General features: G+C 61.4%; 11 protein-coding genes and 2 tRNA genes. 11 read left to right on the plus strand and 2 right to left on the minus strand.

The features are described 5' to 3' along the window. Window positions 1-123: 123 nt before the first annotated feature. Together DLD99_RS02965 and DLD99_RS02970 are read right to left on the minus strand one after the other, a co-directional pair. A tRNA-Leu gene (locus tag DLD99_RS02965) sits at window positions 124-210 on the minus strand. A gap of 182 nt (window positions 211-392) precedes the next feature. Beyond that, a tRNA-Leu gene (locus DLD99_RS02970) sits at window positions 393-479 on the minus strand. A 226-nt stretch (window positions 480-705) separates the two neighbouring features. Here DLD99_RS02970 and rnr point away from each other — a divergent pair. From rnr to DLD99_RS03025, 11 genes are all read left to right on the plus strand, one after another. Then, the gene (gene rnr / locus DLD99_RS02975; RefSeq protein WP_114881216.1) at window positions 706-3,336 is read left to right on the plus strand and encodes a ribonuclease R; all 2,631 of its coding nucleotides are present in this window, start codon (window positions 706-708) and stop codon (window positions 3,334-3,336) included. Continuing rightward, window positions 3,333-4,100, plus strand: coding sequence for a 23S rRNA (guanosine(2251)-2'-O)-methyltransferase RlmB (gene rlmB, locus DLD99_RS02980; RefSeq protein ID WP_007967448.1), 768 nt, complete (start codon window positions 3,333-3,335; stop codon window positions 4,098-4,100). Before rnr ends, rlmB begins: the two co-directional genes overlap by 4 nt. A 304-nt stretch (window positions 4,101-4,404) precedes the next feature. Next, window positions 4,405-4,833, plus strand: coding sequence for a 30S ribosomal protein S6 (rpsF, locus tag DLD99_RS02985; protein ID WP_007950702.1), 429 nt, complete (start codon window positions 4,405-4,407; stop codon window positions 4,831-4,833). A gap of 28 nt (window positions 4,834-4,861) precedes the next feature. Beyond that, window positions 4,862-5,092 (plus strand): 30S ribosomal protein S18, encoded by a 231-nt coding sequence (gene rpsR, locus DLD99_RS02990; RefSeq protein WP_002551829.1) that lies wholly within the window; start codon window positions 4,862-4,864, stop codon window positions 5,090-5,092. 36 nt (window positions 5,093-5,128) lie between these two features. Then, the gene (locus tag DLD99_RS02995) at window positions 5,129-6,022 is read left to right on the plus strand and encodes a hypothetical protein (RefSeq protein ID WP_114881217.1); all 894 of its coding nucleotides are present in this window, start codon (window positions 5,129-5,131) and stop codon (window positions 6,020-6,022) included. Window positions 6,023-6,041: 19 nt separating this feature from the next. Beyond that, window positions 6,042-6,488, plus strand: coding sequence for a 50S ribosomal protein L9 (rplI, locus tag DLD99_RS03000; RefSeq protein WP_003186385.1), 447 nt, complete (start codon window positions 6,042-6,044; stop codon window positions 6,486-6,488). 119 nt (window positions 6,489-6,607) lie between these two features. Continuing rightward, window positions 6,608-8,005: a replicative DNA helicase gene (gene dnaB / locus DLD99_RS03005; RefSeq protein ID WP_085711165.1), complete on the plus strand. Its 1,398-nt coding sequence runs from the start codon at window positions 6,608-6,610 to the stop codon at window positions 8,003-8,005. 112 nt (window positions 8,006-8,117) lie between these two features. Beyond that, window positions 8,118-10,430: a YgiQ family radical SAM protein gene (locus DLD99_RS03010; protein WP_114881218.1), complete on the plus strand. Its 2,313-nt coding sequence runs from the start codon at window positions 8,118-8,120 to the stop codon at window positions 10,428-10,430. Between the two features lie 209 nt (window positions 10,431-10,639). Next, window positions 10,640-13,915: a transglutaminase family protein gene (locus DLD99_RS03015; protein WP_114881219.1), complete on the plus strand. Its 3,276-nt coding sequence runs from the start codon at window positions 10,640-10,642 to the stop codon at window positions 13,913-13,915. Between the two features lie 88 nt (window positions 13,916-14,003). Continuing rightward, window positions 14,004-16,490 carry a circularly permuted type 2 ATP-grasp protein gene (locus DLD99_RS03020; protein WP_114881220.1) on the plus strand — a complete coding sequence of 829 codons (2,487 nt, stop codon included), beginning with the start codon at window positions 14,004-14,006 and terminating at the stop codon, window positions 16,488-16,490. Beyond that, the gene (locus tag DLD99_RS03025) at window positions 16,490-17,383 is read left to right on the plus strand and encodes a transglutaminase family protein (RefSeq protein WP_114881221.1); all 894 of its coding nucleotides are present in this window, start codon (window positions 16,490-16,492) and stop codon (window positions 17,381-17,383) included. Before DLD99_RS03020 ends, DLD99_RS03025 begins: the two co-directional genes overlap by 1 nt. Window positions 17,384-17,398 lie beyond the last annotated feature (15 nt).

The raw sequence follows: 17,398 nt of genomic DNA on the forward strand, positions 1-17,398 counted from the left end.
AAATGCTCCTTGCGAGCAGGATAAGGGTTTGGTAGGGCACTTGAGTTTTCAGGAGGCCAGAAACGCAAAAACCCGCTTTCGCGGGTTTTTGTGAGATTCAAGATCGTGACCTTGAATTTGAATTGGTGCCCAGAAGAAGACTCGAACTTCCACGACCGTAAGGTCACCAGCACCTGAAGCTGGCGTGTCTACCAATTTCACCATCTGGGCTTCATCTTCAGCGTTGCCGCTGTTGATGTGGCGCACTATACGGAGCGCCTTTTGATCTGTAAACCCCTGATTTGATTTTAATAAATCAATTTCAGAAAAAAGTCGGGACGCAGAATGCAAAAAACCCGCTTTCGCGGGTTTTTGTGTGAGTCTTGAAACTGATCTAGTCTCAAACTCGAAATTGGTGCCCAGGAGAAGACTCGAACTTCCACGACCGTAAGGTCACCAGCACCTGAAGCTGGCGTGTCTACCAATTTCACCACCTGGGCATCTCGACAGCGTCTGTACGTCGTCGATGGCGCGCACTATACGGAGCGTCTTTTTAACTGTAAACCCCTGCCAGCAAAAAAAATTGGTTTTTTTTACCAGCGGTGTTCAAAACGCCTTTCAGACGTCGATACAAGGCTCCAGACGCGCCTTATAGAGTCGGAAATTTCCCGTTTGATGGCGCCTATGCCAAACTAACCCGCATATAGACAAGGTGAAAACTCTCTAATGGCCGATTGGCAGTCCCTCGATCCCGAGGCCGCTCGTGAAGCGGAAAAATATGAAAACCCTATTCCCAGCCGCGAACTGATCCTTCAGCACCTTGCTGATCGGGGTTCGCCTGCTGCCCGCGAGCAACTGGTCGAAGAATTTGGTCTGACCACAGAAGACCAGATCGAAGCCCTGCGCCGCCGTCTGCGCGCCATGGAGCGCGACGCTCAACTGATCTACACCCGCCGTGGCACTTATGCGCCGGTGGACAAGCTCGACCTGATCCTCGGCCGCATCAGCGGTCACCGCGACGGCTTCGGCTTCCTGGTGCCGGATGACGGTTCCGATGACCTGTTCATGAGCCCGGCGCAAATGCGTCTGGTGTTCGACGGTGACCGTGCTTTGGCCCGCGTTTCCGGCCTGGACCGTCGCGGTCGCCGCGAAGGCGTGATCGTCGAAGTGGTGTCCCGTGCCCACGAAAGCATCGTCGGCCGTTACTTCGAAGAAGGCGGTATCGGCTTCGTGGTCGCGGACAACCCGAAGATCCAGCAGGAAGTGCTGGTGACCCCGGGCCGCAACGCCAACGCTCAGATCGGTCAGTTCGTCGAGGTGAAAATCACCCACTGGCCGACTCCGCGCTTCCAGCCGCAAGGCGATGTGATCGAAGTCGTCGGCAACTACATGGCGCCGGGCATGGAAATCGATGTCGCCCTGCGCACCTACGACATTCCGCACGTCTGGCCTGAAGCCGTTCTGAAGGAAGCCGGCAAGCTCAAGCCGGAAGTCGAAGAGAAAGACAAAGAGAAACGCGTCGACCTGCGCCATCTGCCGTTCGTCACCATCGACGGTGAAGATGCCCGCGACTTCGACGACGCGGTCTACTGCGAATCCAAGCCAGGCAAGTTGCGTCTGTTCTCCGGCGGCTGGAAGTTGTACGTGGCGATTGCCGACGTTTCCAGCTACGTGAAGATCGGCTCGGCCCTGGACAACGAAGCCCAGGTACGTGGCAACTCGGTGTACTTCCCCGAGCGTGTGGTGCCGATGCTGCCGGAGCAGCTCTCCAACGGCCTGTGCTCGCTGAACCCGCACGTCGATCGTCTGGCCATGGTTTGCGAGATGACCATCTCCAAGTCCGGCGAAATGACCGACTACTGCTTCTATGAGGCAGTGATCCACTCCCACGCCCGCCTGACCTACAACAAGGTCAGCGCGATGCTGGAAACGCCGAAAGCCACCGAAGGGCGCAAGCTTCGCGGCGAATACACCGACGTTCTGCCGCACCTGAAGCAGCTCTACGCGCTGTACAAAGTGTTGCTGGCCGCCCGTCACGTGCGTGGCGCGATCGATTTCGAAACGCAGGAAACCCGGATCATCTTCGGTTCCGAGCGCAAGATTGCCGAAATCCGTCCGACCACCCGTAACGACGCCCATAAGCTGATCGAGGAATGCATGCTGGCGGCCAACGTGGCCACCGCCGAGTTCCTGAAAAAGCACGAAATCCCTGCGCTGTACCGCGTCCACGACGGTCCGCCACCGGAGCGTCTGGAAAAACTGCGTGCGTTCCTCGGCGAGCTCGGCCTGTCCCTGCATAAAGGCAAGGACGGCCCGACGCCGAAGGACTACCAGGCACTGCTGGCCAGCATCAAGGACCGTCCGGATTTCCACCTGATCCAGACCGTGATGCTGCGCTCCCTGAGCCAGGCGGTGTACAGCGCCCAGAACGAAGGCCACTTCGGCCTGAACTACGAAGCCTATACCCACTTTACTTCGCCGATCCGTCGTTACCCGGACCTGCTCACGCACCGGGCGATCCGCAGCGTGATCCATTCGAAACAGGACACCCCGCACGTTCGCCGTGCCGGTGCGATGACCATTCCGAAGGCGCGCATCTATCCGTACGACGAAGCGGCCCTGGAGCAACTCGGCGAGCAGTGCTCGATGAGCGAGCGCCGTGCCGACGAAGCGACCCGCGACGTGGTGAACTGGCTCAAGTGCGAGTTCATGAAAGACCGCGTGGGCGAATCGTTCCCGGGCGTGATCACTGCCGTGACCGGTTTTGGCCTGTTCGTCGAACTGACCGATATCTACGTCGAAGGTCTGGTGCACGTGACGGCGCTGCCGGGCGATTACTACCACTTCGATCCTGTACACCACCGCCTGGCGGGCGAGCGCACCGGTCGCAGCTTCCGTCTTGGCGATACCGTTGAAGTGCGCGTCATGCGCGTCGATCTCGACGAGCGCAAGATCGACTTCGAGATGGCCGAGAAAACCATCAGCGCACCAATCGGCCGCAAGAAGCGTGGCACCGAAACCGCTGCTCCAGCGGCCAAGGCTGTGGAAGAAAAGGCTCCGGCCAAAACCGCCAGCCGTCGTCCGGCCAAGGAAAAGGTCGTCGAGGCTTATCGCCCAAGCGATGCCGTGGCGAAAAACGCCGAGCTGCGCAAAAGCCGTGAGATGAAGAAGGCCTTGCTGGCCGACGCCAAAAACGGTGGTAAAGCGGCGTCCGGGGGAAAGACCGGACGGTCGGCGCCTGAAAAGGCCTCCGGCAGCAAGCCAGGCAAACCGAGCAAACACCGCAAGGGACCGCCAAAAGCGGGTTCCGCTCCAGCCAAAAGCGGCGGGGCACGTAAACCGAAGGCGAAGTCATGAGTCAGTTGGAAAAAATCTACGGCGTTCACGCGGTAGAAGCGTTGCTGCGTCACCACCCTAAACGCGTCAAGCAGATCTGGCTGGCTGAAAGCCGCAATGATCCGCGGGTGCAGACGCTGATCGAGCTGGCCAACGAAAACCGGGTCCAGATCGGTCAGGCCGAGCGCCGCGAAATGGACGCCTGGGTCGAAGGCGTGCACCAGGGCGTGGTGGCGGACGTCAGTCCGAGCCAGGTCTGGGGCGAGGCGATGCTCGACGAACTGCTCGACCGCACCGAAGGCGCGCCGTTGCTGCTGGTGCTCGACGGCGTGACCGATCCGCACAACCTCGGTGCCTGCCTGCGTTCGGCGGATGCTGCCGGTGCGCTGGCGGTCATCGTGCCGAAAGACAAGTCGGCCACCCTGACGCCGGTCGTGCGTAAAGTGGCCTGCGGCGCGGCGGAAGTGATTCCGCTGGTGGCCGTGACCAACCTTGCGCGCACCCTGGAAAAGCTTCAGCAACGTGGTCTGTGGGTTGTCGGCACGGCAGGTGAGGCCGAGGTCAGCATCTATGACCAGGATCTGACCGGCCCGACCATCCTGATCATGGGCGCCGAAGGCAAAGGCATGCGTCGCCTGACCCGTGAACATTGCGACTATCTGGTGAACCTGCCGATGGCCGGTAGCGTCAGCAGTCTCAACGTGTCGGTTGCGACCGGCGTGTGCCTGTTCGAGGCCCAGCGCCAGCGCGGGGCCAAGGCCAAGGCAGCAGCCAAAAAGGCTTAAGCCTTACGCCGTCCAATGTGGGAGCGAGCCTGCTCGCGAAGCGGAGTTACATTCAGCATCATTGTTGGATGTTAAGCCGCCATCGCGAGCGGGCTCGCTCCCACAGTGTTTTCTGGTGTGGCAGAAAGTGTGGCTGTTCAAATAATCACCAATTGCCTTGCACCTCTTCTGTCCCTTCTCTACAATTGCGCCCCTTGCTGTGACGGCAGGCACCCATGTGCCCCGCGCCGGCAAGTCCATAAGTGTCATTCACTCCTTGTCTGACCGTTTTTGAGCGGCAGGCTACAACCCGTAAGGAGCATTCATGCGTCATTACGAAATCATCTTTCTGGTCCACCCTGACCAGAGCGAGCAAGTCGGCGGCATGGTTGAGCGTTACACCAAGCTGATCGAAGAAGACGGCGGCAAAATCCACCGTCTGGAAGACTGGGGCCGTCGTCAACTGGCCTACGCAATCAACAATGTTCACAAGGCTCACTACGTGATGCTGAACGTTGAGTGCACCGGCAAGGCCCTGGCCGAGCTGGAAGACAACTTCCGCTACAACGATGCTGTGATCCGTAACCTGGTCATCCGTCGCGACGAAGCCGTTACCGGCCAGTCCGAGATGCTCAAGGCTGAAGAAAACCGCAGTGAGCGCCGTGAGCGTCGCGAACGTCCTGAGCACGATGGCAGCGCCGATGGCGATGACAGCGATAGCGACAGCGACAACAGCGATAACGCTGACGAGTAATCCACGGACCTTTTAAGGAGCCTATCAAATGGCACGTTTCTTCCGTCGTCGTAAATTCTGCCGCTTCACCGCTGAAGACGTGAAGGAGATCGACTACAAAGATCTCAACACTCTGAAAGCCTACGTATCCGAGACCGGCAAAATCGTTCCAAGCCGCATCACCGGTACCAAAGCTCGTTATCAGCGTCAGCTGGCCACCGCTATCAAGCGCGCCCGCTTCCTGGCCCTGCTGGCCTACACCGACAGCCACGGCCGCTGAGACCGGGCAGTCGACAAGTAGCAAAGGATTGAATGCATGCGTGCCTTAGCTGAGTTCATCATGCGCGGCCGCATGCAGGCCACTCTCGTAGTGGCTGGATGTGCAGCATTGCCGTTGTTGTATTGGTTGGGTGCTGCCGCGGGAAGCCTGGTGCTTCTGCGGCGCGGATTGTCGGACGCTCTTGGCGTTCTGATTCTGGGACTGCTGCCAGCGTTGATCTGGTGGCTCAAGTTCGACGACCCACGGGCGCTTCTGGTGCTGCTGGGGTCTTCGGGGCTTGCGCTGGTTTTGCGCGCAAGCGAGTCCTGGGTTCGCACGCTGCTGGTCAGCGTAGCCATGGGGCTGGTGTTTTCAGTGGTGCTCGGGGCGGCTTTCGCGCCCCAGATCGAGAAGCTGGCGCAGGACCTTATACAGGTCATGCCGCTGTTCCTCGGTGATGCCTACCAACGATTGTCGGTAGACGAGCAAGCGCGTTTCGCGTCGCTGATCGCACCGGTCCTGACCGGCCTGATTGCGGCTCTGTTGCAGATCGTCAGCGTGCTGAGCCTGATTGTCGGGCGTTACTGGCAGGCGTTGTTGTACAACCCGGGTGGTTTTGGTCGCGAGTTTCGCGCCATCCGAATCCCGCTGGGGCTGGCGATGTTACTGCTGGCGTTGATGCTTCTGGGCCCGAATCTCGGTGCACAGATGGCCATGTTGACGCCGTTGTGCAGTGTGCCGCTGGTGTTCGCCGGGCTGGCCCTGATTCATGGGCTGGTGGCGCAAAGGCGACTGGCCGGTTTCTGGCTGGTGGGATTGTACGTGACGCTGTTGCTGTTCATGCAGCTGATCTATCCGTTGCTCGTGGTTCTGGCCATTGTCGACAGCCTGATTGATTTTCGCGGTCGTCACGTGTCGAAAGACACCGATAACGCGAACGGTGAAGGTTAAAAGTTAAGAGGATTTCCACATGCAACTGATCCTTCTGGAAAAAATCGCCAACCTGGGCAACCTGGGCGACAAAGTAAACGTTAAGGCCGGTTACGGCCGTAACTACCTGCTGCCTTTCGGCAAAGCTACCGCTGCGACCGCTGCCAACCTGGCTGCGTTCGAAGAGCGTCGTGCTGAGCTGGAAAAAGCCGCTGCCGACCGTAAAGCATCGGCTGAAAGCCGTGCTGCCCAACTGGCCGAGCTGGAAGTGACCATCACTGCCACCGCTGGCGACGAAGGCAAGCTGTTCGGTTCGATCGGTACTCACGACATCGCTGACGCACTGACCGCCTCCGGCGTTGAAGTTGCGAAGAGCGAAGTTCGTCTGCCGAACGGCACCATCCGCAACGTGGGTGAATTCGACGTGGCTGTGCACCTGCACGCCGAAGTTGAAGCCACCGTACGCGTTGTCGTGGTAGCAGCTTAAGCAAGACCTGATCGACTGGCGGCTTGTTCGCCAGACGGTTAACATCGGGCACGATCCTGTCTTCAGGTCGTGCCCTTTGTCTTTCTGCAATCCCTGCTTTTCCTGAATAAAAAGTGGCCATGAACGAAATCTCCGCTCCCGAGCAATACGATCTGCAAACCGCCGCGCTGAAGGTGCCGCCGCATTCCATCGAGGCCGAACAGGCCGTGCTCGGTGGTCTGATGCTGGACAACAACGCCTGGGAGCGCGTGCTCGATCAAGTCTCCGACGGCGATTTCTACCGGCATGACCACCGTCTGATTTTCCGCGCGATCGCCAAACTGGCCGATCAGAACTCGCCGATCGACGTCGTGACCCTTGCCGAGCAACTGGACAAGGAAGGTCAGACCTCGCAAGTCGGCGGCTTGGGTTACCTCGGCGAACTGGCGAAAAACACGCCGTCCGTCGCCAACATCAAGGCCTATGCGCAGATCGTTCGCCAGCGTGCGACGTTGCGTCAGTTGATCGGCATCAGCACCGAAATTGCCGACAGCGCCTTCAACCCTGAAGGTCGCACCGCCGAGGAGATCCTCGACGAAGCCGAACGGCAGATCTTCGCGATTGCCGAGGCCCGGCCAAAAACCGGCGGCCCGGTGGGTGTGAATGACCTGTTGACCAAAGCCATCGACCGCATCGACACCTTGTTCAACACCGCCGACTCGATCACCGGCCTGTCCACCGGCTATACCGACCTCGACGAGAAGACCAGCGGCCTGCAACCGGCCGACCTGATCATCGTCGCCGGTCGTCCGTCCATGGGTAAGACGACTTTCGCGATGAACCTGGTGGAAAACGCCGTGTTGCGCAGCGACAAGGTGGTGCTGGTGTACTCCCTCGAGATGCCAGGCGAATCGCTGATCATGCGTATGCTGTCGTCCCTCGGCCGCATCGACCAGACCAAGGTGCGTTCCGGTCAGCTCGAAGACGACGACTGGCCACGCCTGACCTCGGCGGTCAACCTGCTCAACGACCGCAAGCTGTTCATCGATGACACCGCCGGCATCAGCCCGTCGGAAATGCGTGCCCGGACCCGGCGCCTGGTGCGCGAGCACGGCGACATCGGCCTGATCATGATCGACTACCTGCAGTTGATGCAGATCCCGGGCTCCAGCGGTGACAACCGGACCAACGAGATTTCCGAGATCTCCCGATCCCTGAAAGCCCTGGCCAAGGAATTCAACTGCCCGGTGGTCGCACTGTCGCAGCTCAACCGCTCCCTGGAACAACGTCCCAACAAGCGCCCGGTGAACTCCGACTTGCGGGAATCCGGAGCGATCGAGCAGGACGCCGACGTGATCATGTTCGTGTACCGGGACGAGGTGTATCACCCGGAAACCGAGCACAAAGGCATCGCCGAAATCATCATCGGCAAGCAGCGGAACGGCCCGATCGGCTTTATCCGCCTGGCCTTCATCGGCAAGTACACGCGCTTCGAAAACCTCGCGCCGGGCAGCTATAACTTCGACGACGACGAGTAAGTCCGTCCTCGTCTGACAGCTCCTGATATTTCCGACCACAGCCGTCGGAATTGGTCATTTTTTGTGCTATATTCCGCGCCCGCGATTTTGCACCTCAACACCGGTCATCGACATGCAAGCAGCCAAGCCGTTATTTGACTATCCAAAATACTGGGCCGAATGTTTCGGGCCAGCGCCATTCCTGCCAATGAGCAGGGAGGAGATGGATCAGCTCGGCTGGGACTCCTGCGACATCATCATTGTCACGGGTGATGCCTACGTCGATCATCCGTCGTTCGGCATGGCGATCATCGGCCGGCTGCTGGAGTCCCAGGGCTTCCGCGTCGGGATCATTGCCCAGCCGAACTGGCAGTCCAAAGACGACTTCATGAAGCTCGGCGAGCCGAACCTGTTCTTCGGCGTCGCGGCCGGCAACATGGACTCGATGATCAACCGCTACACCGCGGACAAGAAAATCCGTTCCGACGACGCCTACACCCCGGGTGGCATGGCCGGCAAGCGTCCGGACCGCGCGAGCCTGGTCTACAGCCAGCGCTGCAAGGAAGCCTACAAGCACGTACCGATCGTGCTCGGCGGCATCGAAGCCTCCCTGCGCCGCATCGCCCACTACGACTACTGGCAGGATCGTGTGCGCAACTCGATCCTGATCGACGCCAGCGCCGACATCCTGCTGTACGGCAACGCCGAGCGCGCGATCGTCGAAGTCGCCCAGCGTCTGTCCTACGGTCACAAGATCGAAGACATCACCGATGTACGCGGCACCGCGTTTATCCGTCGTGACACCCCGGCGGGCTGGTACGAAGTCGATTCCACGCGCATCGACCGTCCGGGCAAGATCGACAAGATCATCAACCCGTATGTGAACACCCAGGACACTCAGGCTTGCGCTATCGAGCAGGAGAAAGGTCCGGTTGAAGATCCGGAAGAAGCCAAGGTCGTACAGATTCTGGCCAGCCCGAAAATGACCCGCGACAAGACCGTGATCCGCCTGCCGTCGATGGAAAAGGTGCGTAACGACCCGGTCCTGTACGCCCACGCCAACCGCGTGCTGCACCTGGAAACCAACCCGGGCAACGCCCGTGCGCTGGTGCAGAAGCATGGCGAGATCGACGTCTGGTTCAATCCGCCGCCGATCCCGATGACCACTGAAGAAATGGACTACGTGTTCGGCATGCCTTACGCACGTGTTCCGCATCCTGCGTACGGCAAGGAAAAGATCCCGGCCTACGACATGATCCGTTTCTCGGTGAACATCATGCGGGGCTGCTTCGGCGGCTGCACCTTCTGCTCGATCACCGAGCACGAAGGCCGGATCATCCAGAACCGTTCCGAAGAGTCGATCATTCGCGAAATCGAAGAGATCCGCGACAAGGTCCCGGGTTTCACCGGTGTCATTTCCGACCTCGGCGGCCCGACCGCGAACATGTACCGCATCGCCTGCAAGAGCCCGGAAATCGAATCCGCGTGCCGCAAGCCGTCCTGCGTGTTCCCGGGCATCTGCCCGAACCTGAACACCGACCACTCGTCGCTGATCCAGCTGTACCGCAGCGCCCGTGCGTTGCCGGGTGTGAAGAAGATCCTGATCGCCTCCGGCCTGCGTTACGACCTCGCGGTCGAGTCGCCGGAGTACGTCAAAGAGCTGGTGACCCACCACGTCGGTGGTTACCTGAAGATCGCCCCGGAGCACACCGAGGAAGGTCCGCTCAACCAGATGATGAAGCCGGGGATCGGCACGTACGATCGCTTCAAGCGCATGTTCGAGAAGTACACCAAGGAAGCGGGGAAAGAGCAGTACCTGATTCCGTACTTCATCGCCGCGCACCCGGGCACCACCGACGAAGACATGATGAACCTGGCCCTGTGGCTCAAGGGCAACGGCTTCCGGGCCGACCAGGTGCAAGCGTTCTATCCGTCGCCGATGGCCACCGCCACCGCGATGTACCACTCGGGCAAGAACCCGCTGCGCAAGGTCACCTACAAGAGCGACGGCGTGACCATCGTCAAGAGCGAGGAGCAGCGTCGTCTGCACAAGGCGTTCCTGCGTTATCACGACCCGAAAGGCTGGCCGATGCTGCGTGAAGCGCTGATCCGCATGGGTCGCGCCGACCTGATCGGGCCGGGCAAGCACCAGTTGATCCCGACGCATCAGCCGGCCACCGACAGCTACCAGAGTGCCCGTCGCAAGAACTCGACGCCGGCTGGCAGCCATAAAGTGGCGAAGGACGTAAAAGAGAAGACCACCAAGATCCTCACCCAGCACAACGGTCTGCCACCGCGCGCCAGTGACGGCGGCAATCCGTGGGACAAGCGTGAACAGGCCAAGGCCGCGGCATTCGCCCGCAACCAGCAGGCCGCCAAGGAGCGCAAGGAAGCGGCGAAAGGCAAAGGGCCGAAGCCGGCTCGCAAGCCGGTCGTACCGCGCTGAAACGCACTGAGTGAACAGAACGCCAACCTTCGGGTTGGCGTTTTGCATTGTGCCTCGCAACATTTGCGTGCAACTGTGCCAAACCAATTCACCGCATCGCCCGATTTTGGTGCTGTACTGCCCTGAGCATTCCGGGAAAGCGCCCAAGCCTCTGCATGGCATAAGTCTTGCGCGCTTTCGAATACGCTTGGGCTCGCAGGAGGCACGCCGTGTCGATTCATGTCGCATTGCATCACGTCACGCATTACCGCTACGACCGCGCTGTCGAACTCGGTCCGCAGATCGTGCGTCTGCGCCCGGCTGCCCACAGCCGCACGCGGATTCTGTCCTATTCGCTGAAAGTCTCGCCCGAGCAGCACTTCATCAACTGGCAGCAGGATCCCCAGGGCAACTATCTCGCACGACTGGTATTCCCCGAGAAAACCGCCGAACTGCGGATCGAGGTCGACCTGCTGGCCGAGATGGCGGTGTTCAATCCGTTCGATTTTTTCCTCGAGCCCTACGCCGAGAAAATCCCCTTCGCCTACGCCGCCGATGAACGCAAGGAACTGGCGCCGTACCTCGAAACCCTGCCGCTTACGCCGAAATTCAAGACTTATCTGGACGAAATCGACCGCACGCCGCTGCCGGCAGTGGACTTCCTCGTGGCGCTCAACCAGCGCCTGAGCGAAGACATCAATTACCTGATTCGCATGGAACCGGGGGTGCAAACCCCGGAGCACACCTTGGAGCATGCCTCCGGCTCCTGCCGCGATTCGGCGTGGCTGCTGGTGCAACTGCTGCGCAATCTCGGACTGGCGGCGCGTTTCGTCTCCGGTTACCTGATCCAACTGACCGCCGATGTGAAAAGCCTCGACGGCCCGTCCGGCACCGAAGTGGACTTCACCGATCTGCATGCCTGGTGCGAGGTGTATCTGCCCGGCGCCGGATGGATCGGCCTCGACGCGACCTCCGGGCTGTTCGCGGGGGAAGGTCATATCCCGTTGGCCTGCAGTCCCGATCCGTCTTCGGCGGCGCCGATCAGTGGTCTGGTGGAGCCTTGCGAGTGTGAGTTCAGCCACGAAATGTCGGTCGAGCGGATCTGGGAAGCGCCACGGGTGACCAAGCCCTACACCGATGAGCAATGGCTGGCAATCCAGGCCCTGGGCCGTCAGATCGATGCCGAGCTGCTGGAAGGCGACGTACGCCTGACCATGGGCGGCGAACCGACCTTCGTGTCCATCGATGACCCTGACGGCGCCGAATGGAACACCGCCGCGCTGGGCCCGGACAAGCGCCGGCTCTCCGCCGAGCTGTTCCAGCGCATGTGCAAGCACTACGCGCCCAAGGGTTTGGTGCATTTCGGTCAGGGCAAGTGGTATCCGGGCGAGCAATTGCCGCGCTGGTCGCTGAACTGCTACTGGCGCCGCGACGGTGTGCCGATCTGGCACAACAGCGCGCTGATTGCCGACGAGCAGCAGGATTACGGCGCCACCGGTGAACTGGCCGGACGTTTTCTGGCGAGCGTCGCGGAGCGCCTGAAACTGCCGACACGCTTTGTGTTCCCGGCCTATGAAGACAATTTCTACTACCTCTGGCGCGAGGGCGCGTTGCCGAGCAACGTCAGCGCCGAAGACGCGCGTCTGGAGGAACCGCTGGAGCGTGCGCGCCTGCGCAAGGTGTTCAGTCAGGGGCTGGACAAGGTCATCGGTCAGGTTCTTCCACTGGCGCGCACCGCCAAGGGCGATCAGTGGCAGAGCGGGCGCTGGTATCTGCGCGATGAACATTGCCGATTGGTGCCGGGGGATTCACCGCTGGGCTATCGCCTGCCATTGGGTTCGCAGCCTTGGGTGAAGGCGGCGGAGTATCCGTTCATCCATCCGAACGACCCGAATCAGGATTTCCCCGAACTGCCCGGCACCGAGCAACTCAATCGCCATGATGTTCCGGCTGCGGCGGATGAAAGAGTGCCGAAGATCGACGAGTCCGCCGACTGGCTGACCCGCACCGCGCTCTGCGCCGAGGCCCGGGAAGGCCGCTTGTACCTGTTCATGCCGCCGCTGGAGCGGGTCGAGGATTATCTGGAACTGGTGGCCGCCATCGAAGCCACTGCCGAAGAATTGCACTGTCCGGTGCTGCTGGAAGGTTACGAGCCGCCGAGCGATCCGCGCCTGAGCAACTTCCGCATTACCCCGGATCCCGGCGTGATCGAGGTTAACGTCCAGCCTTCCGCGACGTGGGACGAACTGGTCGAGCGCACGGAGTTCCTGTACGAAGAGGCGCGTCAGACGCGACTGTCCACCGAGAAATTCATGATCGACGGGCGCCACACCGGCACCGGTGGCGGTAACCATTTCGTGCTCGGCGGCGCGACGCCGGCGGACTCTCCGTTCCTGCGCCGTCCGGATCTGCTGCGCAGCCTGATCAGCTACTGGCACAACCATCCCTCACTGTCTTACCTGTTTTCCGGTCTGTTCATCGGCCCGACTTCTCAGGCGCCGCGAGTCGATGAAGCACGCAACGATGCGCTGTACGAGCTGGAAATCGCCTTCGCGCAAATGCCGGCACCGGGAGAAGAATGCCCGCCATGGCTAGTGGACCGGCTGCTGCGCAATCTGCTGATCGACGTCACGGGCAACACCCATCGCGCCGAGTTCTGCATCGACAAGTTGTATTCACCGGACGGCGCCACCGGGCGTCTCGGTCTGCTGGAGTTGCGTGCGTTCGAAATGCCGCCCCATGCGCGCATGAGCCTGGCCCAGCAGTTGTTGTTGCGGGCGCTGGTCGCGCGGTTCTGGCGCGAGCCCTATGCGCCGCCGAAACTGGCGCGCTGGGGCACCGAATTGCATGACCGGTTCCTGCTGCCGCATTTCATCGAGCAGGACTTTGCCGACGTCATCGTCGAACTCAACAGTGCCGGTTATCCGCTGCGTGCCGAATGGTTTGCGGCGCATCTGGAGTTTCGCTTTCCCAAAGTGGGCGATTACGCCGTCAACGGCATTGAGCTGGAATTGCGTCAGGCCCTTGAACCCTGGCATGTGCTGGGCGAGGAGGGCGCGGCGGGCGGCACGGTGCGTTACGTCGATTCATCGCTGGAGCGTTTGCAGGTCAAGCTCACGGGGTTGCCGCCGCAGCGTTATCTGCTGACCTGCAATGGCATCCCGGTGCCGCTGCAATCGACCGGGCGGGTCGGCGAGTTTGTCGCTGGCGTACGTTTCCGAGCGTGGCAACCGGCCAACTGCCTGCAACCGACGATCCCGGTGCACGCGCCGCTGGTGTTCGACCTGCTCGACACCTGGATGCAGCGCTCGCTGGGCGGTTGTCAGTACCACGTCGCCCATCCGGGCGGGCGCAATTACGAGACGTTACCGGTCAATGCCAACGAAGCGGAGAGCCGGCGAATGGCGCGTTTCTTCCGCATCGGACACACGCCGGGAAAACTTCCGATACCGAATCTGACTATCTCCGACGAGCTCCCGATGACTCTCGATTTACGACGCTTTTGATTCGTACACGACCCCCGGATTTTTCGTATATCCGGGCGTCATGTGCCTGCGTTAGTCTGACCGTTCCTTGCCGGCTGCCGAGCTTTCCATGCCTGACCTGCTTGACCGCTACCCGCTGACGGCGGGCACTTACCACGAACTGCTCGACGACTGCGGGGCGGTGCGCCCGCACTGGCAGCGACTGTTCGACCAATTGCAGCGCAGCACCCCGGCGCAACTGGTGCAGCGTCAGGCGCTGCTGACCCGGCAGATTCAGGAAAACGGCGTCACCTACAACGTCTATGCCGACCCCAAGGGCGCGGATCGTCCGTGGGAGCTGGATTTGCTGCCCCATGTCATTGCCGCTGATGAGTGGCAACAACTGTCGGCCGGAATCGCCCAGCGTGCGCGGCTGCTCAATGCGGTGCTGGCGGATCTGTACGGGCCGCAGCGACTGATCAGCGAAGGGCTGCTGCCGGCGGAACTGGTGTTCGGTCACAACAACTTCCTCTGGCCCTGTCAGGGCATCGCGCCCCCGGACGGGGCCTTTCTGCATCTGTACGCCGTGGATCTGGCGCGAACGCCGGACAGGCGCTGGTGGGTGACGGCGGATCGTACCCAGGCACCGTCGGGCGCCGGTTATGCGCTGGAAAACCGCACCATCGTGTCCCGCGCTTTCCCCGAGTTGTACCGGGATCTTAAGGTGCAGCATCTGGCCGGTTTCTTCCGCACCTTGCAGGAAACCTTGGCCCGTCAGGCTCCCTGCGATGATGACGCGCCGCTGGTGGTGCTGCTGACCCCGGGGCGTTTCAACGAAAGCTACTTCGAACATCTTTATCTCGCGCGCCAGCTCGGTTATCCGCTGGTGGAGGGCGGCGACCTGACGGTGCGTGATGCCACGGTCTACCTGAAAACCCTCAGCGGCCTGCGCCGGGTCCACGCGATCATGCGTCGGCTCGACGATGACTTCTGCGATCCGCTGGAGCTGCGTACGGATTCGGCGCTCGGCGTTCCGGGATTGCTGGAGGCGGTGCGTCAGGGCCGGGTGCTGGTGGCCAACGCGCTGGGCAGCGGCGTGCTGGAGTCGCCGGGGCTGTTGGGCTTTTTGCCGAAGATCAATCAGTACCTGTTCGGTGAAGAGCTGATCCTGCCTTCCATCGCTACCTGGTGGTGCGGCGAGGCGCCGGTGCTGGCCCAGGCGTTGGAGAAATTGCCGGAGTTGCTGATCAAACCGGCCTTTCCGTCCCAGAGTTTTGCACCTGTTTTCGGGCGAGATCTGAGCGAAAAGCAGCGCCAGAGTCTCGCCGAGCGCATGCAGGCCCGGCCTTACGCCTATGTCGCGCAAGAACTTGCGCAACTGTCCCACGCGCCGATCTGGCAACCCGAGGACGGCCAGTTACAGCCGCGAGCCATCGGCATGCGCATGTATGCGGTGGCCAGTCATGATGGTTATCGGGTGTTGCCCGGCGGCTTGACCCGGGTGGCGGCCGAGGCCGATGCCGAAGTGGTATCGATGCAGCGCGGTGGCGCGAGCAAGGACACCTGGGTGCTGGGCGACCGGCCGCCAAGTGGCGAACAGTGGAGGACCCAGCGCAGTATCGGCGTGCACGATCTGGTACGCCGCGATCCGTACCTGCCGTCGCGGGTGGTGGAAAACCTGTTCTGGTTCGGCCGTTACTGCGAGCGTTGCGACGATAGCGCGCGGCTGCTGCGGATCATGCTGGCGCGCTACGTCGACGGTGATGACCCGCAGGCCCTGCAGGCAGCCGTGGAGCTCGGCGAGCGGCTGATGCTGCTGCCGGACGAAGGCGAGCTGCCGGAGCGCCTGCTCGCAGCGTTGCTCGGCGAGGACTGGTCGTTCAGCCTGCGCTCCAACCTGCAACGCTTGCAGTGGGCGGCGTCGCAGGTGCGCGGCAAGCTCTCGCGGGAGAACTGGCAGGCGCTGGTGGAGTTGCAGCGCGAGGCGACGGAGCTGGACACCGACGAGCCGGACTTCGGCGAGTTGCTGGATTTTCTCAATCGGCTGGTGATGTCGCTGGCGGCGCTGTCCGGGTTTGCCCTCGACGACATGACCCGCGACGAAGGCTGGCGCTTTCTGATGATCGGCCGGCGCATCGAACGCCTGCAGTTTCTCAGCAGCAGTCTCGCCGGTTTCCTGCGTGGCGCCGGGGCGTTCGATCAAGCGGGGCTTGAATGGTTGCTGGAGCTGGGCAACAGCAGCATCACCTATCGCTCGCGTTATCTGGCGGTGGCGCAACTTATCCCGGTGCTCGACCTGTTGCTGCTGGACGAGCAGAACCCCCATGCGGTGCTGTTCCAGTTGAAACTGGTGACGCGCACCCTCAAGCGTCTGAACGATGATTTTGGTGTGCCGAGGGAGGCCGGGTTGCCGCAACTGGTCGAGCGTCTGGCGCACTTCGATCTGGGGTGCCTGGAAAATCCATTGTTCGGCGAATCCAGCGTGCGTGCCGCGCTCGACGGGCTGGCGGATCTGCTGCAAGGCATCGCCGACGCCAGCGGCCAGGTATCCGATCGTCTGGCCCTGCGCCATTTTGCCCATGTCGATGATGTCAGCCAGCGCACGGTGTCCGTCTGATGAATGCCCATTACCAGATCCTTCACGACACCTGCTATCACTACGACAGCCCGGTCTCGCTGGCGCAGCAGCTGGCGCATCTGTGGCCTCGGGAATGCGCCTGGCAGCGCTGCACCGAACAGCAATTGCTGATCAGTCCGGATCCGACCACGCGTCGTGACGAACAGGACGTGTTCGGCAATCCGCTGACGCGCCTTGCGTTTGAGCGGCCTCATGATGAATTGCAGGTCAACGCACGGCTGACGGTCGAGGTGCTGGCGCGGCCGGCGCTGGATTTCAATCTGTCCCCGGTCTGGGAACTGACGCGCAATGCGCTGACCTACAGCAGCCAGCCGTTGTCCACCGAGCTGCTGGAGGCCTGCCGTTACCGATTTCAGTCACCCTACGTTCACTTGAAGCGCAGCTTCGTCGAGTTCTCCGAAAGCTGTTTTCCGCCCGGGCGACCTTTGCTGCTGGGCGTGCAGGCGTTGATGGAAAAGATCTTCGACGAGTTCACCTTCGATGCCGAGGCCACGCAAGTCGCGACGCCGTTAGTGGAAGTGCTGGAGCGGCGGCGCGGGGTCTGTCAGGACTTCGCCCATCTGATGCTGGCCTGCGTGCGTTCCCGAGGATTGGCGGCGCGCTACATCAGTGGCTATCTGCTGACACGGCCGCCACCGGGGCAACCGCGATTGATCGGCGCCGATGCCTCCCATGCCTGGGTTTCGGTGTTTTGTCCGGTGCTTGGCTGGGTGGATTTCGATCCGACCAACAATGTGCAACCGGCACTGGAGCACATCACCCTGGCCTGGGGCCGGGATTTTTCCGATGTGTCGCCGTTGCGCGGGGTGATTCTGGGAGGGGGGAGCCATGATCCCGAGGTCCGGGTCACGGTGATGCCGCTGGAGGAATAAAAACAAATGTGGGAG

The sequence above is a fragment of the Pseudomonas kribbensis genome (genome assembly GCF_003352185.1).
In the GTDB taxonomy this organism is placed as follows: Bacteria; Pseudomonadota; Gammaproteobacteria; order Pseudomonadales; family Pseudomonadaceae; genus Aquipseudomonas; species Aquipseudomonas kribbensis.